This is a genomic window from Bradyrhizobium sp. CIR48, assembly GCF_014198315.1.
Classification (GTDB): domain Bacteria; phylum Pseudomonadota; class Alphaproteobacteria; order Rhizobiales; family Xanthobacteraceae; genus Bradyrhizobium.
Map to the genome: position 1 here is coordinate 312,643 of NZ_JACIHG010000008.1, position 17,458 is coordinate 330,100.

The 17,458-nt window shown below is 65.2% G+C and carries 15 protein-coding genes; 5 read left to right on the top strand and 10 right to left on the bottom strand.

Annotation, left to right across the window (positions count from 1 at the left end; all coding sequences use genetic code 11):
• Nucleotides 1-115: 115 nt before the first annotated feature.
• The 5 genes from serA to GGD66_RS25350 form a co-directional block, all read right to left on the bottom strand.
• Nucleotides 116-1,360, bottom strand: a complete 1,245-nt coding sequence (gene serA / locus GGD66_RS25330; RefSeq protein WP_183259330.1) for a phosphoglycerate dehydrogenase — start codon at nucleotides 1,358-1,360, stop codon at nucleotides 116-118.
• A gap of 284 nt (nucleotides 1,361-1,644) precedes the next feature.
• Entirely contained in the window at nucleotides 1,645-2,877 is a 1,233-nt protein-coding gene (locus GGD66_RS25335) for a rhodanese-like domain-containing protein (protein ID WP_183259331.1), read from the bottom strand.
• Between the two features lie 69 nt (nucleotides 2,878-2,946).
• On the bottom strand, nucleotides 2,947-4,125 hold the full coding sequence (locus tag GGD66_RS25340; RefSeq protein ID WP_092251847.1) for a PepSY domain-containing protein: 1,179 nt from the start codon (nucleotides 4,123-4,125) through the stop codon (nucleotides 2,947-2,949).
• 2 nt (nucleotides 4,126-4,127) lie between these two features.
• Nucleotides 4,128-6,452, bottom strand: a complete 2,325-nt coding sequence (locus GGD66_RS25345) for a TonB-dependent siderophore receptor (protein ID WP_183259332.1) — start codon at nucleotides 6,450-6,452, stop codon at nucleotides 4,128-4,130.
• A 208-nt stretch (nucleotides 6,453-6,660) separates the two neighbouring features.
• A complete protein-coding gene (locus tag GGD66_RS25350; RefSeq protein ID WP_183259333.1) occupies nucleotides 6,661-7,545 on the bottom strand; it encodes a dihydrodipicolinate synthase family protein in 885 nt (294 codons plus the stop codon).
• Nucleotides 7,546-7,724: 179 nt separating this feature from the next.
• On the opposite strand from GGD66_RS25350, the gene GGD66_RS25355 reads away from it, so the two are divergent.
• Together GGD66_RS25355 and GGD66_RS25360 are read left to right on the top strand one after the other, a co-directional pair.
• Nucleotides 7,725-9,137, top strand: a complete 1,413-nt coding sequence (locus GGD66_RS25355) for an FAD-binding oxidoreductase (RefSeq protein ID WP_183259334.1) — start codon at nucleotides 7,725-7,727, stop codon at nucleotides 9,135-9,137.
• A gap of 9 nt (nucleotides 9,138-9,146) precedes the next feature.
• Nucleotides 9,147-9,827, top strand: a complete 681-nt coding sequence (locus tag GGD66_RS25360) for a GntR family transcriptional regulator (RefSeq protein ID WP_183259335.1) — start codon at nucleotides 9,147-9,149, stop codon at nucleotides 9,825-9,827.
• A gap of 6 nt (nucleotides 9,828-9,833) precedes the next feature.
• On the opposite strand, the gene GGD66_RS25365 is transcribed toward GGD66_RS25360, so the two are convergent.
• Both GGD66_RS25365 and GGD66_RS25370 read right to left on the bottom strand, forming a co-directional pair.
• A complete protein-coding gene (locus GGD66_RS25365) occupies nucleotides 9,834-9,998 on the bottom strand; it encodes a hypothetical protein (protein WP_177236875.1) in 165 nt (54 codons plus the stop codon).
• 125 nt (nucleotides 9,999-10,123) lie between these two features.
• Complete coding sequence (locus GGD66_RS25370; protein WP_183259336.1) at nucleotides 10,124-11,068, bottom strand: DMT family transporter; 945 nt, start codon at nucleotides 11,066-11,068, stop codon at nucleotides 10,124-10,126.
• 129 nt (nucleotides 11,069-11,197) lie between these two features.
• Between GGD66_RS25370 and GGD66_RS25375 the strand changes: the two genes are divergently transcribed.
• Nucleotides 11,198-13,219: a YgiQ family radical SAM protein gene (locus GGD66_RS25375; RefSeq protein WP_183259337.1), complete on the top strand. Its 2,022-nt coding sequence runs from the start codon at nucleotides 11,198-11,200 to the stop codon at nucleotides 13,217-13,219.
• A gap of 18 nt (nucleotides 13,220-13,237) precedes the next feature.
• Here the strand turns inward: GGD66_RS25375 and GGD66_RS25380 are convergent, their stop codons facing one another.
• Nucleotides 13,238-13,531 (bottom strand): hypothetical protein, encoded by a 294-nt coding sequence (locus tag GGD66_RS25380; protein WP_018321194.1) that lies wholly within the window; start codon nucleotides 13,529-13,531, stop codon nucleotides 13,238-13,240.
• 316 nt (nucleotides 13,532-13,847) lie between these two features.
• Nucleotides 13,848-15,119 carry an MFS transporter gene (locus GGD66_RS25385; protein ID WP_183259338.1) on the bottom strand — a complete coding sequence of 424 codons (1,272 nt, stop codon included), beginning with the start codon at nucleotides 15,117-15,119 and terminating at the stop codon, nucleotides 13,848-13,850.
• Between the two features lie 142 nt (nucleotides 15,120-15,261).
• Between GGD66_RS25385 and GGD66_RS25390 the strand changes: the two genes are divergently transcribed.
• Together GGD66_RS25390 and GGD66_RS25395 are read left to right on the top strand one after the other, a co-directional pair.
• Nucleotides 15,262-15,720, top strand: coding sequence for an Rrf2 family transcriptional regulator (locus tag GGD66_RS25390; RefSeq protein ID WP_183259339.1), 459 nt, complete (start codon nucleotides 15,262-15,264; stop codon nucleotides 15,718-15,720).
• A gap of 26 nt (nucleotides 15,721-15,746) precedes the next feature.
• The gene (locus GGD66_RS25395; RefSeq protein ID WP_183259340.1) at nucleotides 15,747-16,430 is read left to right on the top strand and encodes a class I SAM-dependent methyltransferase; all 684 of its coding nucleotides are present in this window, start codon (nucleotides 15,747-15,749) and stop codon (nucleotides 16,428-16,430) included.
• A 34-nt stretch (nucleotides 16,431-16,464) separates the two neighbouring features.
• On the opposite strand, the gene GGD66_RS25400 is transcribed toward GGD66_RS25395, so the two are convergent.
• Nucleotides 16,465-17,025: a group 1 truncated hemoglobin gene (locus GGD66_RS25400; RefSeq protein WP_183259341.1), complete on the bottom strand. Its 561-nt coding sequence runs from the start codon at nucleotides 17,023-17,025 to the stop codon at nucleotides 16,465-16,467.
• Between the last annotated feature and the right edge of the window lie 433 nt (nucleotides 17,026-17,458).

Here is a 17,458-nt window from a genome sequence, read left to right on the forward strand (position 1 = left end):
GGGCCCCGCGCCGTCTAGAGCGCGATGCGATGAGGATGAATTGTCATCGCGCTTTAGGTCGTTGTTTAAGCATGATCTTTTCGGAAAACCGCTGCGCGCTTCTCCGGATCATGCTTTAGTGCTCGAACACCAGCCGCGCGCCGACCGTGCCGTCGAGGGCGCGGATCTGCTGGAGCAACGCCGCGGAATCCTGCCCGCCGAGATCGGCGTCGAGCACGACGTAGCCGAGGTCGCCCGCCGTCTCCAGATATTGCGCGGCGATGTTGATGTCGCGCTGGAGGAAGACCTCGTTGAGCCGCCGTAGCATGCCGGGGACGTTGCGATGGACATGGCTGAAGCGCGCGCCGGAGGGGCGCAAATGCAGCTGCACTTCCGGGAAATTCACCGCGCCCATGGTCGAGCCCGTGATGAAATAGTCGACCAGCTTGCGCGCGACCTCGCCGCCGATGCGCTCCTGCGCCTCCTCGGTCGAGCCGCCGATATGCGGGGTGAGGATGACGTTCTCGAGGCCCTGAATGGGGCTCTTGAAGCGATCGGAATTCGACGACGGCTCGACCGGAAACACGTCGACGGCCGCGCCGGCAAGATGGCCGTCGCGCAAAGAGCGCGCGAGCGCGTCGAGATCGACCACGGTGCCGCGGCTGTTGTTGATCAGGAACGAGCCAGGCTTCATCGCCCGCAGCTCCTTCTCGCCGATCATGCCCGCGGTCTCCGGCGTCTCCGGCACGTGCAGGCTGACGACGTCGCTCTGCGCCAGCAGCTCTTCGAGCCTCTCGACCGGCTCGGTGTTGCCGTGGCGGAGCTTGTCGGTGCGATCGAAATAGATCACGCGCATGCCGATGGCTTCGGCGAGCGTCGACAGCTGCGAGCCGATATTGCCGTAGCCGACGATGCCGAGCGTGCGGCCGCGCACCTCGCGGCTGCCGGTCGCGGACTTGTCCCAGCCGCCGTCATGGGCCGACACCGAGCGCGGAAAAATCCGCCGCAGCAGCATCACGATCTCGCCGATCACGAGCTCGGCGACGCTGCGCGTGTTGGAGAACGGCGCGTTGAAGACGGGAATGCCGCGCTTGCGCGCCGCCATGAGATCGACCTGGTTGGTGCCGACGCTGAAGCAGCCGACGGCGAGAAGCTGATCGGCGGCTCCGAGCACATCATCGGTGATCTGGGTGCGCGAGCGGATGCCAAGCAGCGACACGCCTTTGAGCGCGCGCCGCAGATCCTCGCCGTCCAGCGCCTTGGTCAGCCGCTCGACATTGGTGAAGCCCGCGCTCTTGAAAAGGTCGACAGCGCTGTCATTGACGCCTTCGAGCAGCAGCGCCTTGGCACTCCGCTCAGGGCTTTGGCCTGGGGCTGGCATGGTATCTCCATAGATGATGAGCTTTTGTCGCAGCTCATAGACCGCGGACGGTGCGCGGCACAATAGGGGTCGGATACGGGGAGAAAATGGCGGGTGGCCCATCATGCTCGCATCAGCCACTCCGTCATCCTGAGGCGTGAGCCCTGCGGTGCGAATGCACCGCTGGGCGAGCCTCGAAGGATGCACGGCCCCGATGCAGCCGCGCGGAGAGGTTGGGCCGTCGCCCTTCGAGGGCCGCTAAGAAGCGGCCACCTCAGGGTGACGGATAATCCACCCGTTCAAGGTCAAATCACATAAAACCCGTGCGAGCCGTCACGGCGGAGTTGCTCGACCAGCCCATATTCCCAATCGAGATAGGCCTGCATCGCGGCTTGCGCGACGTCGGTGCCTTCATAGGGTCGGCGGTAGCGGTGGGCCGGATCGGGCTTGGGCAGCACGCGCGGCGGGCCGATTTCGAGCGCGGCGTCATATCCCCCTTCCAGCACATAGACCTCCCAGCCCATCTGCGCCAGCCACGACGCCGTCATGTCGGCACGGACACCCCTGTCGTCGCTCAGCACAATGCGAGCGCCACGCACGGGCGCGGCCATGTCGGTCTCCTGGACCAGCTGGCCGCCGGGATAATGGCGGAAGCCCGCGAGGTGACCTGCCGCATACTCATCGGCATCGCGAACGTCGAAGCGATAGAGCGTGCGATCGGTCTGCGCGACGAGCGCGGCCATCTCGCTTGCGCCGATATGGCGAACACCGGCGCGATAGGCGACGTCGCGCGCATTGGCCGGGCCGCTCTCGAACGAGCCGATCGCGCCGCGCCTGTCCGCACCGTGATTGAGCGTGTGCCGCGCCAGCGTCCAGCCGATGGTGCCGTTGCGCAGCGCCCGCACCTTGTTGGGCATGCCGGCATTGATCAGCGACTGCGTGCCGATGATCGAGCGGGTGCGGCCCGCGCAATTGACGATGATGGTGGTCTCAGGATCGGGCGCGGCCTGCCCTGCCCGCAGCACCAGCTCCGCGCCGGGCACGCTGATCGAGCCCGGAATGTTCATGGTGGCATATTCGTCGAAACGGCGGACGTCGAGGATGGCGATGTTGGCCTTGTCCGCGATGAGCTTTGCCACCTCGTCGGCGCTGAACGATGGCGTGTGCCGCCGCGCTTCGACCAATTCGCCGAACGCCTTCGAATAGGAGTTGACGTCCTCGAAGACTTGATAGCCCGCGTCGCGCCAGGCCTTCAGGCCGCCATCGAGCGCGCTGATACGGGTGTAGCCGAGCGCGGCGAGACGTTCGGCGCCGGCCTCGACCAGCCCCTCGCCGTCATCGTAAAGCACGATCGCCACGTCCTTGCGCGGCAGCCGCACCTCGGCTTCGACCTCGATCCGGTCCACGGCCATGTTGGCTGCGAACAGCGGATGTCCGGTCGCAAAACCTGCCTCGTATCGGAGATCGAGCAGCGCGATTTCTTCGCGCAGCAGCAGTGTGCGGCGGATATCGGCGGGGGTGACGGTCGGAAGCTTCATGGCACGGACCTTGAGAAGAGGGCCAGAAGCTTTTGACCGATTAGAAGCGCGTTGGCTAGCCTCGTCCGCTCACTCGCCAGGAACGAGCCGCCCGAGCGGCTGCTGTGCCGGACGGCGCAGCTTGCGGCGCGACAGGTAGAGCAGGATGCCGGTGATCGCGAACAACGGCATCGACATCGCCGCAATCATGAACGCGAGCTTGCCCGGCCAGCCCAGGATCTCGCCGCGATGGATGTCGTAGATGGCCGCGATGATCTTTTCGCCGAACGTCTTGTCAGCAAAGCGCTCCGCAGAGACCAGCTGCCCGGTCACGGCGTCGATGCGGAATTCGTCCCGCGTGGTCTCCAGCAACGAGGCTTTCCCCCACGACCGGATCCGCAACGTCGTACCCTGCGCCGGCAGCGTCAGCAAAGCCCTGGAGAACCGATCGCCCTCCTCACGCTGGAACGTCATCCAGGCCTGATCGAATCCAATTGGCGCCGCCGGTTCGGAGTTGGCCGCACGCGGCAGCTTTGCGGGCATTTTCGCTGCTGTGACGTGCGGACGCGCGAGCAGCCAGGTCACGCCGTCCTTGTACCATTCGAAGGAGAAATACAGACCGGTGAGCGTCATCGTCAGATAGACCGGAAGGACCCAGGTGCCGATCACGGTGTGCAACGACCGGTGCAGGGCGCGGCCACCGAGCCCAAGATTCGGCTTCAGCCACATCTTCACGCTGCCTGCACGGCGCGGCCAGCGCAGCACGAGGCCCGAGACCAGCATGACGATCAGGCCGAGCGCGACCGTGCCGGTGATCGGACGTCCCCAGCCCTTGCCATCGCCGGGAATGAGCAGCCAGCGATGCAGCCGGCGCACGGTCGCGAAAAACGCTTCGCCGCGCGGCGAGCCGAGCACGCTAGCGTCATAGGGATCGACATAGAGCGAAGTCGGCCGGTCGCCCCGGCCGTCACGCGCAAAGCGGACATGAACCGCCGCAGACGGATCGCTCGACAGTGTGACGGCGGCGACCTTGCCGAGATCCTGCGAAGCCTTCAGCCGCGCAACCAGCTCATCAGGCATCAGCACCGGCGCCTGACGCGGCGCGACCTGCATGATGCCGGCGTTGAGATGATCGACGATCTCGTCCTCGAAACTCATGATCGCGCCGGTCAGCGCGATCAGGGACACCAGCAGAGCAAGGACCAGACCCGCGATGGAATGGACCTGGAACAGGACCGCCTTGATGGTGTGTCCGAGCCGCGCGGCCATGGCTAGAACTTCACCGTGGCCGACAGCGAGATGCGCCGCGCATCGCCGATCGCGACGTTGAGATTGTTGACGGCTGAGGGATAGTAGACGGTGTCGAACAGGTTCTTGACGTTGAACTGATAGATCACCGGCGTGTCCTGGTATCTCGTCTCATAGGTCGCAAAAATGTCGGCGACCACATAGGACGGCAAGAAGAAGGTGTTGGTGGAATCGCCGGGACGGTCGCCGACATAGCGCGCACCGCCGCCGAGGCGGAGCTGACCGGGCAATGCGGTGCCGAAGTCATACACCAGATAGAGCGATGCGGTGTTCAGCGCGACGTTCTGCAGCTTCCTGCCGAGCAGGGTCGCATCCTCGGACGCCGTCACGCGGGCATCAGTATAGCCATAACTGCCGATCAGGGCCCAGCTATCGGTGAGCCTGCCGGTGACGTCCAGCTCGACGCCGCGCGAGTGAGCCCGGCCGACGGTGTGGAGCTCCACGTTGCCCGCGCTGTTCGTCTTCGTCGTCTGCACGTTCTTCTTGTCGAGATCGTAGAGCGCCAGCGTACCGGAGATGCGCTTGTTCAGATCGAATTTGACGCCGGCCTCGTATGACACGCCCTCTTCCGGAGCGATGTTGGAATCGATCACCACGCCGATCGGCGCAATGGTCGAGTTCGGCTTCAAGGACTGGGTGTAGCTCGCATAGAGCGAGATCTGGTCGGTCAGCTTGAAGATGGCGCCGCCGAGCGGAAGTACCTTGTCCTGTGACACATTGGTATTGGTGTTGAACGGCTTCCCGCGGCCGGCGATCTGCTCATAGTCCATGTAGCGCGCGCCGCCGACCAGCGCGAAGCGCTCGGTCAGATGCAGCGTGTCCTGGACAAACAGAGACCACTGGCCGAGCTTGTCGGTCTGGGCGCTATCGCTGTTCGACGCCGTCGTCCCGGGCCCGATCAGCCCATAGACAGGATTGTAGACATTGAAGGCGGGCGTCGTCTGCCGGATCAGGGTGTCGCGGTAGATGGTGCGATACTGACCATCGCCGCCGAACACGACGTCATTGCGCATGTCGCCGAGCCAGAAGCTGCCGGAAATATACGACGTTCCGTAGCTGACGTTGCTGAGCGAGCTTCCCGTGCCATCGTTGCTGCGCGTCTCCCTGCCGGTCGTGAAGTCAATACCGGTGATACGGAGCTGGTTGGCGCTGAAGGTCTCGGTGTTGTAGCTGTAGCCAGCGTAGAGCTTCCAGTCCTGGTTGAAGCGATGCTCGACCGAGGCCTGCATCAGGTCGGACGTACCCCACGTGTTGTTGAAGGGCTCATCTAACCGGCGCGTGGCGGGCACCGCGAGCGGCGCCTTGGTCACCGGGTTGAACGCCGTGCCGCGATCGAACGGGTAGATGAACTCGCGATGCTCGTAGTTGAGCTGGACCGTGGTGTCCTGGCCGTACCAGGCCAGTGACGGCGCGATCAACATCTCGCGGTGGCGACCGAAATTGCGCCAATAGTCCTCGCTGACACCGTAGCCGATAAATCGATAGGCGAGACCTTGGTCGCCGATCGGGCCGGTGACGTCGAGCAGGCCGTCGGCGCCGGTCTTGGAGGCGTTGAAGGCCGAGCCGAGCAGCGTGACCGAGCCGTGCTGGTAGAGTTCGGGGCGCTTGCTGATGGTATTGACGATGCCGCCGGGGTCCATGATGCCGTAGAGCAGCGAGGCTGGTCCCTTCAGCACCTCGACACTTTCGACGGCGGCATTGAGGCTGCGGCCCTGCACCAGCGGCATGCCGTTGCGCATGATCGAGCCGTCGCGATTATCGCCGAAGCCGCGCCGGATCACCGCGTCCTGGCTGCCGGCAAGCGTGTTGGTCTGGGTGACGCCGGAGACGTTGATGAGCGCATCGTCGATGTTGCGCGGGAGCTGGTCCTTGAGCACCTGCTCGGGCACGACGTTGACGGCTTGCGACGTATTGAGCGGCGAGGCGCCGCTGCGCAACGTGGTCGCGCTCGGCATCGCGCGATAGCCGAGCTTGGCGGCCTGCTGCGCGGCCGCGTCCGCTGCGGCCCGCTCCGAGAGCGTCGGCGCGGCGGGGGCAGGATTGCGGTTGCGCTGGCGCGCGGCGGCCTGCGTGCGGCGTGACGTCTGATCCGATGCACGCACCGGCTTCGGCCGCTGCGCCGGCGCCTCCACCGTCACCGGCGGCAGGGCCGATTGCGCCTGCGCGGTCGTCGTGTTGGAGGGGCATTCGGCGAGCAGCACGGCCGCTCCGATGAGAAGACCTGCACGGCTCTTGCCGGCATGAGTTCGATGGCCGCAGACACGCTGGCCATCCAGATGGGCACGCACGTTCGATTCACTTCCAGGTCAGACGCAGCATTGAAGCTGGCGCGTCTAACAGCCGCGGTGCCTGAAGAGAACCGCAGGCAGAGTTGAATCGCTCTAGTGTTGAATCGTTCTAAGAAGGAGCGACATCGAACGGCAATCTCCAATTGCCGTCGTGCCGGTCGCAACACGCAACACGCGAATTCGCGGCGTATCACGATTCTGTGCGGTCTCAGGCGATGGCAGGAGCCGTCAACTCGTCGAGCTTCCGCTTGAACGCGGAGCCGTCGGACGAGGCGCGGAGCGGCGCGCGCACGCGCTGCCAGGCCGCATCGCCGGTCTGTGCCGCCAGGATTGCTTTCAGCGTCGCAGTGAACGAGGGCGTCTTCAGCACGACGTCGATCGCAGCCTGCATGCGCGCTTCGACATCCTTGCCCTCGACCATGCCTTTGACCAGCTCGGGCACGACATTGGCCATGCCGCAGATGGTGCCGGCACCGCCGGCGGCGATCGCTCGGGTGATATCGGCTTCATTGCCGACGGTGATGGCGAGCTCGGGAGCCGCGGCACGGAACGCCTGGAACTGCTTGAAGTCGCCGCTGGAGTCCTTCAGGCCGGCAATCACCTTGCCGTAACGCTTGCGCAAGTTCGCGGCGACGGCGGTTGGGATCGCAACGCCCGACGTCTGCGGGATGTGATAGAGATAGGCGCGGAGCCGATCGTCGGCGACGCCGTCGATGATCGCGGCAAAGGCATCCTCGATGCCTTCGGCCGTGACGCTGCGATCGAAGTAAGGCGGCAGCACCAGCACGTGGCGCAGGCCGAGGCCGAGCGCGGCGCGCGTCAGCGCGATGCCGTCGGTGATGGCGGGGAAGCCGCCGCCGATGCCGATGCGTTCCGGCGCGACACCGGCCTTGAGCACGGCTTCGATGGCCGCAACGCGCTCGGTGACATTAAACGAGGTGCCTTCGCCGGTGGTGCCGAACAGCACGACGCCGTCGACCCCCTTGCCGAACAGCTGCTTGGCGTGCGCGGCGAGCTTGGCGGAGTCCACGTTGCCGTCGGCCGCCAGCGGCGTCGCCGATGCCACCCAGAACCCGCGAATTGCCTCTGTCATCACACCGCCCTCTAAGCTGCGATTTCGGACCAAGCCCCTGATCTCCCAATGGTCTTTAAGGGGCTTCCGAGCCTTGTTTTTGCTTTACTTTCCGTCTTGTACCTTACATACAAGAAAGAGGCAAATCCTTTCCACCGTCACGGCGCGCATGGGCGCAGCCAGATTCAGGAAGGTCTCGCATGAACATGGTGACCCCGGTGAAGCGTCCCGATCAATTGCTCGGCGCCCTGCGCGACAAGCTCGGCGCAGCCGCCGTACTGATCGGCACCGACGTGCCGGCGCGCAATTGCAACGACTGGAGCGCGAGCCTGCCGCAGACGCCGCTTGCGGTGATCCGTCCCATCGATGCGCAGGGCGTGGCCGATGCGATTGCGACCTGCCGGCAGGCGCAGCTGCCGTTCGTGCCGCAGGGCGGACTGACCGGGCTGTGCCGCGGCGCTTCGCCCGAAGCCGGCTGGGTCGCGATCTCGCTCGAGCGCATGAGCGGCATCGAGGAGATCGACCGCGCTTCCGCGACGATGACGGTGAAAGCAGGCACGCCGCTGGAGACGATCCAGAAGGCCGCGGACGAAGCCGGCTTCTTCTTTCCGCTCGATCTCGGCTCGCGCGGCTCCTGCGCCATCGGCGGCAATCTCTCGACCAATGCCGGCGGCAACCGCGTGATCCGCTACGGCATGACGCGCGAGCTGGTGCTCGGTCTCGAAGTCGTGCTGCCCGACGGCACCATCATCACTAGCCTCAACAAGCTGATGAAGAACAATGCCGGCTACGATCTGAAGCATCTGTTCATCGGCTCGGAAGGCACGCTCGGCATCATCACCCGCGTGGTGCTAAGACTGTTCCCGAAGCCGCGCTCGACCATGGCGGCGCTCTGCGCGCTGCAGGATTACGCCGCGGTGATCGCGCTGCTCGATGCGGCGCGCAGCGGGCTCGGGCCGCTGCTGTCGGCGTTCGAGGTGATGTGGCCGGACTATTGGGACGTGATCACGACTCGCGCCGGCGTGAAGCCGCCGGTCGCCGCAGGTCACGGCCTCTATGTGCTGGTCGAGGCGCAAGGCACCGACGAGAGCCTGGACGCGCCGCGCTTCCAGGCCTGGCTCGAAGAGCTGATGGAACGCGGGCTGCTGGCCGATGCCGCGGTGGCGCAATCGCTGGCGCAGACGCAGGCCTTCTGGCGGGTGCGCGACATCTGCGCCGAGTTCGGCCAGGTGCTGGGCCCGCATATCTCCTACGACATCGGCCTTGCGGTTGCGCGGATGGACGAGTTCGTCACGCGCTGCAAGGCGGCGCTTGCTTCCGGCATCGCGGGCTGCGAGAGCGTCTATTACGGCCATATCGGCGACGGCAATCTGCATCTGGTCTCCTGGGTCACCGGCCTCTCCGTCGAGCAGCAGCCGAAGGAAGAGATGGACACGATCATCTATGGTCTGGTCCGCGAGCTCGGCGGCAGCATCTCGGCCGAGCACGGCATCGGCACGCTGAAGAAGAAATGGCTGGGCCACGCCAGGAGCGACGCCGAGATCGCGCTGATGCGGACGCTGAAAGCGGCGCTCGACCCCGACCATCTGCTCAATCCCGGCAAGGTGGTCTGAGAAACGCAGATGCGATCACTCAAGCTCGATACGCCGAAATCGCTGTCGCAGCGCGTGATGCAGCGGCTGCGGCAGGCGATCATTGACGGCGAGTTCGCGCTCGGCGCTGCGATCTCCGAGGAGATGGTGGCCAATTCCTTCGGCGTCAGCCGCACGCCGGTGCGCGAGGCGATGGGCCAGTTGCAGGCGCAAGGCCTTGTGGTGATCCGCCCGCAGGTTGGCAGCTTTGTCTTTACGCCGAGCGCGGACGACATCAACGCGCTCTGCACCTTCCGCATCGCGCTCGAACCCAAGGCTGCCGAGCTCGCCTATCGTCACGATCGTGACGGTGCAATCGCCACAATGAGCGAGGCCATCGCGGCGATGGAGCCGGCGGTTACGGCAAAGGACAACATCGCCTATGGCCGCGCCGATGCCGCGTTTCACGAGGCGCTGTTCACCCATTGCGGCAACCGCTATCTCGCCGAATCCTATCAGCTGGTCTCCGGCCGCGTCGCCGCGCTCCGCACCAATCTGACCTCGCCGATCGACGTGCGGACCCGCACCTCGTTCGACGAGCATCGCAGGCTGCTCGATTTGTTCGCGCGCGGCGAGTTCACCGCCTTCGAAGAATTGACGACCACGCATATTACCAATTCGGGCGTGGTCTATGCCAAGGCCTTGAAGGTGGAGGCGCTGAAGGTGGAATGAGCGCCTCTAGCGCCCTTCCCTCGGTCCCGGCCTGTCCAGAAAATCCAGCGCGGTATTGATCTGCTCGAGCTGGTGCTCGATCCTGTCGCGGTCCTCGACCGATGGCGCCTCTTCGAGCTGCTCCACGAGCTTCTGCTTTCGCAACAGCAGGTTCTCTATGACTGTACTCACAGCTCCCCCATCGCCAGAGGCGAACATCGCGAGTGCGCGCGAGCCGGGCTCGCGGCAACCCCTCATCAGAATGTCCGCGAAGGCCGATGGTTCCTGCGGGTGAACCCGGACCCATGCGGATGGAACTAGCGGCGCAAACTGGCCCAGACGCCGCTCAAAATCAGCAAACCACCGAAAAGATGGATCAGCTGCGGCGGTTCGCCGAGGATAGCGAAAGACAGCAGCGCGCTGGCGATCGGCCCGAGATAGAGCACGAGCGAGGTCCGCACCGAGCCGAACTTGCCGCCGAGCCAGGCAAAGCCGGCATAGGCGAGCAGACCGGGAACGATCCCGGCGAAGACATAGGCCGACAGCGCCTTGGTGCTGAAGACCTGCCCCGGCATCGCCCACATCTCCATGGCCGCGAGCGGCAGCGAGAACAGGGCGCCGGCGCCCGAGAACAGGCTGATGCGTGCCAGCAGCGACGCCTTCGGCGCGGCGCGCGATTGCAGCAGCGTGTAGCCGGACCAGCCGAGCATCGCGATCACGACGAGGCCGTCGCCGGCCGCAGTCTGAAGTTCGATCAGTGTCTGCGGATGGCCGCCGGAGATGATGAGCAGCGCGCCTGCGAGCGCCAGCGCCGTGCCGAGCCATTGCAGCGGACCGACATTCTCCATGCCGCGCAAGGCGGAAATCAGCAGCACCGTGATCGGCGACAGCGCCATGATCAGCGCGATGTGGATCGCCGTCGTCGAGACGCCCGCGGCATAGACCGGACCGCCGCACAGGAACATGCCCATGAAGCCGGCGGCGAGGATCGGCCAGACGTTTCGGCCGAGCGGCACGCGGCGGCCCTGGATCTCCTTGAGCGCGATTGGCGCGAGCCCGATTGCGACGATGCTCCAGCGGAAGAAGGCGAGCGCGAAGGGCGGGACGGAGCCCGCGAGTCCGCGCGCCAGAATTTGATTGGAGGCCTGCGCGGTCGCCACCAGGATGAAGCCCACCAGCGCAATCACGCCGAGCCAGGCATTCGCGGACGGCGATACGCCGGCCACTGCGTCATGACCGCCGTCAGAGGTTTCCTTGCCCATGGGGCAACCGGATATCCGATGTCGGCCGCGGTGAGAACCCTGACGACGCCCCGGCTGCGGCCCGGGAACCTCAACTTTCACGCGCCCGTCGGTTGAATTCGGAGGCGTGGGGACTTATCCCTTGGCGCCATGGACACCCAGATGATCACCGCCGCAAAGCCGCTGATGGCCCGGGCGCAGCCGCGCAAGCCGGCACCGTTCCTCCCGATGAGCCGCGCCGAGATGGACGCGCTCGGCTGGGACGCCTGCGACATCGTGCTGGTGACCGGGGACGCCTATGTCGACCATCCGAGCTTCGGCATGGCGATCATCGGCCGGCTGCTGGAGGCGCAGGGCTTTCGGGTCGGCATCATCTCGCAGCCGGACTGGCATTCGGCCGAGCCGTTCAAGGCCCTCGGCAAGCCAAAAGTGTTCTTCGGCGTCACCGGCGGCAACATGGATTCCATGGTGAACCGCTACACAGCGGACCGGCGCCTGCGCAGCGACGATGCCTATACGGCCGGCGGCGAAGGCGGCAAGCGGCCGGACCGCTGCACCGTCGTCTACGCCCAACGCTGCCGCGAGGCGTTCAAGGACGTGCCGATCGTGCTCGGCGGCATCGAGGCCTCGCTGCGCCGGATCGCGCATTACGATTACTGGTCGGACAAGGTGCGCCGCTCGGTGCTGGCCGACGCCAAGGCCGACCTGCTGCTCTACGGCAATGCCGAGCGCGCCGTCGTCGAGGTGGCGCAGCGGCTCGCCGCCGGCGAAGCGCCGCGCGCGCTCGACGACATCAGGGGTGTCGCGCTGTTCCGCAAGGTCCCCGAGGACTACACCGAGCTGCACGCCGACGATCTCGATTCCGCCGACGAGGGCGCGACGCGCCAGAAGGGAGCGACCGTCATCCGCCTGCCGGCGCTGGAGCAGGTCGAGCAGGACAAGGAAGCTTATGCCCGCGCATCGCGCGTGCTGCACCGGGAGAGCAATCCCGGCAATGCGCGGCCGCTGGTGCAGCGTCACGGCGATCGCGATCTCTGGCTCAACCCGCCGCCAATCCCGCTGACCAGCGAAGAGATGGACGCGGTCTACGACCTCCCCTACGCGCGCGCGCCGCATCCGTCCTACGGCGAAGCAAAAATCCCCGCCTGGGACATGATCAAGTTCTCGGTGACGATCATGCGCGGCTGCTTTGGCGGCTGCACCTTCTGCTCGATCACCGAGCACGAGGGCCGCATCATCCAGAACCGCTCGGAAGGATCGATCCTGCGCGAGATCGAGAAGATCCGCGACAAGACCCCGGGCTTCACCGGCGTGATCTCCGACATCGGCGGCCCCACCGCCAACATGTACCGGATGGCGTGCAAGGACCCGAAGGTCGAGGCGGCGTGCCGGCGGCCGTCCTGCGTCTTCCCCGAGATCTGCCCGAACCTCAACACCTCGCATGACGACCTGATCCGCCTCTATCGCAAGGTGCGCGAGACCCGCGGCATCAAGAAGGTGATGGTCGCTTCCGGCGTGCGCTACGATCTTGCAGTGGAGAGCCCGGAATACATCAAGGAGCTCGTCACCCATCACGTCGGCGGATACTTGAAGATTGCCCCCGAACATACCGAGCGCGGGCCGCTCGACAAGATGATGAAGCCGGGCATCGGCGCCTACAACAAGTTCAAGCGGATGTTCGACGAAGCGGCCGAACGGGCCGGCAAGAAATATTACCTGATCCCCTATTTCATCGCGGCGCATCCGGGTACGACCGACGAGGACATGATGAACCTCGCGCTGTGGCTCAAGAAGAACCGCTATCGCGCCGATCAGGTGCAGACCTTCCTGCCCTCGCCGATGGCGACCGCGACCGCGATGTACCACACCGGCGTCAATCCGCTGCGCGGCGTCCGCCACGGCGGCAGCGACAAGGTCGAGGCGATCAAGGGCCTGCGCCAGCGCCGCCTGCACAAGGCGTTCCTGCGCTACCACGATCCCGACAATTGGCCGGTGCTGCGCGAGGCCTTGATCGAGATGGGCCGCCGCGATCTGATCGGCTCGCAGCCCCACCAGCTTGTGCCCGCGCACCAGCCCCCCGGCACCGGCAAAGCCGCCGGCACGCGCCGCCCGGTGCGGCCGGGCGGCAAGATGCAGCGCTTCACGACCAAGGGGCTGCGGGTGATGAAGTGAACGCGCGCGGCAGCGTTCCTAGAGATCGAGCACAACCGGCCCCGACACCGCGTCCGTCACGCCGCGTCCGTTGCCCTGGTCCTCGAGCACGGACCTGAAACTGTCGAGCGTCTTGATCATCGCCGATCGTGCCGCGACCAACGCGTCCTGACTGGCCCATGTGCCGATGAGGCAAAAGGTCTGCTCGCCGGTCTTGATGATGACGCCGTGCTCCAGCCCCGGCCATTTGGCCTTGCCGTTCCGATGCGCGTCGAGGAAGGCAGCTTCCTCACCCGGTTTCACCTTGAACCTGACCACATTATAAACCTGCATGATGCGCCTCCGAAAAATGGACTGATGAAAAACGGGCGCCGCGCGAGGTGAGGACGAAAAGTCCTTACGGTCGCCCTGGCCGATTGTTGTCCCCGCGCGCGACGGCGTCACCGTGACAAATCAGCATGGTCTATCCCGGCCTTCCTGATCGCAGGACAGAAATGTGCGAAAACAACCCCATGCACAGTAGCCGGGGATAGCAAAATCAACAGCATAGGACGCGGCAAGAGAGCATGATCCTCGGAATTCGCGGCGAGAGTTCCTGATTTTACGAGACGATCATTGATCCGTCGGGCAAAACAGGAGCAGGATGACATCATCGGCGCGCCCGGTGTTGCGTGTCGGCCCTGACGGCTTCAGCGCGGCGCCCCGCCCAGAATGCGTAGATCGCCAATCCCTGCACCAACGCCGTGGCAACATAGAAGCCTGGCGCGGCACCAGAGGCGGCGGCCGAAAACCATTCGCGGATCAAGCCAAAGACCGCCGGCGCGAATGAATAGGCGCCTTGCGACATCGCAACGATCAGCGCGACGACACGCGGTACGTCCTCTGGTGCAAATTCGACCTGGGCGATCAACGGCGGCAGGAACGTGCCGTTGCCGAATCCGACACCGAACAGGACGACGCCAAGAATCAACAGCGGAACGTTCGTTCCAGCCGCGGCGATGAAGATCATCGAGCCCATGATTTGAACCGTGTAGCTGGCGCAGGCAATCAGCCGCCGGTCGGTGCGCTCCGGCATGAGCCAGCCCAGCAGCGTTCGACCCATGATCGCCATAGCGCCGATCAACCCGACCACCAGTCCGGCCCATTGCGTGCCGAGCGCGGGCAGCAGCAGCGAGAACAGGTGCGCGGTCAGGCCGATCTGCGCAAACAGCCCGAGGCTCATGCCGGCCGCGAGCGTCAGGAATTTTCGGTCTCGCCAGATCAGCGATCCCGGCAGCCGCCGCGCAGCGTCGGCAGGCCCGGTCGCCGCGGCTGGCGCCGCTCCGTCCGGCAGCGATCCGATCTGCGCAGGCGTGCGTGACAGCACGGTGCTTGCGAGCATCCACACCAGGATAACCATGATAACGCCGAGGACGGCCGCTGCGATGGCGAAGCCGTACATTGCAATAGCCGCGGCCCAGAGCGGCGGAAAGATGATCCCTCCGACGTTCGCGCCGTTATACGCGACGGCGAGCGCCGCAGGGCGGCGGCGGACGAACCAGGGCGACACGATGGCGTTGACGGCGGCGACGCCCATCGTCACCCAGCCCGCGCCGCTCAGCAACGTCGCGCCGAACAGCTGCCAATGCGTCGTCGCGCTCGCCCATCCCAAGATGCCGGCGGCCAGCGAGAGAGCGCCGGCCTTCGTCACGGCCGCAATGCCGAAGCGCCGATAAAGCGCCGGCAGATTGGCGGTCACGATCGATCCAATCAGGAAGTGCACGGTGACGGCCATCGAGACCAACGCCAGCGGCCAACCCCTGGCTTCACAAACCGCGTTCAGGAAGATCGGCGGACCATAGAAGCCGAAACCAAGGCCGAGAACAGCGAGACCAAAACTCGCCGCGACGACTCGCCAACCATAAAACGTGCCGTTCTGCATCTTTGTCGACAGCCTGCGCCCCGCGACGCGATTGTGCACAAGCCTGACGGCGGGTCCTTCGCTCGCGGTCGAATTATGGGATCGGAAAGACCTGCGTCGGGCCCGCTTGACGTCGCCGCCATCATGTAACATATAAAGTTACATGAAGCGAGATTCCCGCCTCTCCGGCGTTCTGCACGTGCTGCTGCACATGGCGCAGCAGCCTGGGCCGTTCACGTCCGAGACGCTGGCCAAGGCCATGGACACCAACCCGGTGGTGATCCGCCGCATCATGGCGGGCCTCAGGGAAATCGGTTACGTGCGCTCCGAGAAGGGGCACGGCGGCGGCTGGACGATCGCCTGCGACCTGTCGAATGTGACGCTGCGCGACGTCTATGCAGCGCTCGGCAATCCCCCGCTTCTGGCGATGGGCAACCGGACCGAGGCGCCCGGCTGTCTGGTCGAGCAGGCCGTCAATGCCGCCCTCGATCAGGCCTTTGACGATGCGGAGGCGCTGCTGCTGGCGCGGCTCGGCGAGGTGACGCTGGCGATGCTGGGCGAGGACCTGCGCAAGCGGCTCGGGTCTCGAAAGATCCACGACATCAGCGCGCATCGCGCGTGAACGGCTCCATTCACGGGGACAACATCATGACCGACATGCAAGCCGCATTTTCCGATCCGCAATTCGTGGCGAGATACACCGAGGGGCCGCGGCGCTTCGTGCCGGGCTATGACGCCATGCAATCCATGACGGCGATTCTGCTCGCCGAAAGGGTCCCAAGCGATGGGCAGGTGCTCGTCCTCGGCGCGGGTGGCGGCCTGGAGCTCAAAGCGTTTGCGCAAGCACATCCCGGCTGGCGCTTCGACGGCGTCGATCCGTCCGCGGCGATGCTGGCGCTGGCCGGGCAAACCCTGGGATCGCTCGCATCCCGTGCACGCCTGCATCAAGGCTATATCGACGATGCCCCGGAGGGACCGTTCGACGGTGCCACCTGCCTCTTGACCCTGCACTTCGTCGATGTCGCCGAGCGGTGCCGCATTGCCTCGGAGGTCCGCCGCCGCCTCAAGCCGCGCGCGCCGTTCGTGGTCGCGCATTTGAGCGCGCCCAATGGCGAGCAGGAGCGCCCGCTGTGGCTGTCGCGGTACTCGGCGTTCCTGGCCGCATCCGGCGTCGAGCCCGAGCAGGCGGCAGCCGCGCGGAATGCCGTCACCAACCATCTGGAGATTCTCGCCCCCGCGCAGGATGAGGTGATCTTGCGCGAGGCCGGCTTCTCCGACCCAACCCTGTTCTATACCGGCTTCGCCTTCCGCGGCTGGGTCGCCTATGCGTGAGGTCGCAATTCGTCGTTCGGCATCACGGGATGCTTCAACCGCGCTTGGCTCTCGATACGTAACCGGCGGTCACCTCATCTTTGTGGCTGGCGAACGCAGCTAGTACTTCGGTCTTCTCGCGCTTCGGGACCTTGGCGAAGTCAAGTGTCCGTCCGAGTTCAGCTGCGACCTCATCGAATTCCGCCGGGGAGATCCGCAATGTCCGGTGCGCCTCCTCAAGGCCAAGGGGCGTCGTCCCCGGCCTGGTGGCTTTGAACTGGAACGGCCCACCCGAAACGTCACAGACCCAAAGTGTTCGCATGAACTTGAGACCAGGCAAGCGTTTCAGATTTTTGGTGTGCCATTCCCTCAACTGCGGATTTTTTGACTTCTGACCGACAACGGCGTTCTTTACGACAGCGTCGCTGAAGTGATCCACGACCGCTGCAATGGCGAAGACGCCGCCAAGTCGTTCATACAGGCTTTGATCCGGAGTGGTTTGCTGGGCCTGCGCACGCGCTTGATTGGCTCCAGCCAAAGCCACGGGGGCGGCTGTCAGCGCCAGTCCTGCGACCACACTTCGTCTGCTGATGGAAGTCGAACGAAGCCTTGCCATGGGCACCTCCTTACATCGGTTTCCTGAGGCATTGCAGCCAGCATATCCCGTGCAACTGCCGCCGTGCGCGTTGCCGTCCGGAGGCCCTGTCGGTGATTGCCGCGCACCCATTGGATGGTTCGGATCGGAAATGGTTCCTGGAAATTTTGAGCTGGACGCCGACCCATGCCCGCCGAACTGCGAAGAAACTTGGTATGAGCAAATCTAGCCCGCCGCGCCCCTGAGAGCTGGCGTCGAGCCAAGCGTCGAACGCTGACGAAAAGGCACAGGCCCCGGACTCTTGCGCGCAAAAAGGAAGTAGCAACACTACGTCCTTGCAGGGCGGGCTATGGTGGAACTAGGGGGCTGTGTGAGAAGCGACGTTCGATTGTGATGGGTCCGGACGACGAGGCTGTGCTGATGTCGGAGGTGTTACGCGACCCCGTGGTTCTTC

Bases quoted from the DNA above. Each gene is read 5' to 3' on its own strand.
- serA (WP_183259330.1), bottom strand. From the start codon at position 1,360: ATGCCAGCCCCAGGCCAAAGCCCTGAGCGGAGTGCCAAGGCGCTGCTG.
- GGD66_RS25335 (WP_183259331.1), bottom strand. From the start codon at position 2,877: ATGAAGCTTCCGACCGTCACCCCCGCCGATATCCGCCGCACACTGCTG.
- GGD66_RS25340 (WP_092251847.1), bottom strand. From the start codon at position 4,125: ATGGCCGCGCGGCTCGGACACACCATCAAGGCGGTCCTGTTCCAGGTC.
- GGD66_RS25350 (WP_183259333.1), bottom strand. From the start codon at position 7,545: ATGACAGAGGCAATTCGCGGGTTCTGGGTGGCATCGGCGACGCCGCTG.
- GGD66_RS25355 (WP_183259334.1), top strand. From the start codon at position 7,725: ATGAACATGGTGACCCCGGTGAAGCGTCCCGATCAATTGCTCGGCGCC.
- GGD66_RS25360 (WP_183259335.1), top strand. From the start codon at position 9,147: ATGCGATCACTCAAGCTCGATACGCCGAAATCGCTGTCGCAGCGCGTG.
- GGD66_RS25370 (WP_183259336.1), bottom strand. From the start codon at position 11,068: ATGGGCAAGGAAACCTCTGACGGCGGTCATGACGCAGTGGCCGGCGTA.
- GGD66_RS25375 (WP_183259337.1), top strand. From the start codon at position 11,198: ATGGACACCCAGATGATCACCGCCGCAAAGCCGCTGATGGCCCGGGCG.
- GGD66_RS25380 (WP_018321194.1), bottom strand. From the start codon at position 13,531: ATGCAGGTTTATAATGTGGTCAGGTTCAAGGTGAAACCGGGTGAGGAA.
- GGD66_RS25385 (WP_183259338.1), bottom strand. From the start codon at position 15,119: ATGCAGAACGGCACGTTTTATGGTTGGCGAGTCGTCGCGGCGAGTTTT.
- GGD66_RS25390 (WP_183259339.1), top strand. From the start codon at position 15,262: ATGAAGCGAGATTCCCGCCTCTCCGGCGTTCTGCACGTGCTGCTGCAC.
- GGD66_RS25395 (WP_183259340.1), top strand. From the start codon at position 15,747: ATGACCGACATGCAAGCCGCATTTTCCGATCCGCAATTCGTGGCGAGA.
- GGD66_RS25400 (WP_183259341.1), bottom strand. From the start codon at position 17,025: ATGGCAAGGCTTCGTTCGACTTCCATCAGCAGACGAAGTGTGGTCGCA.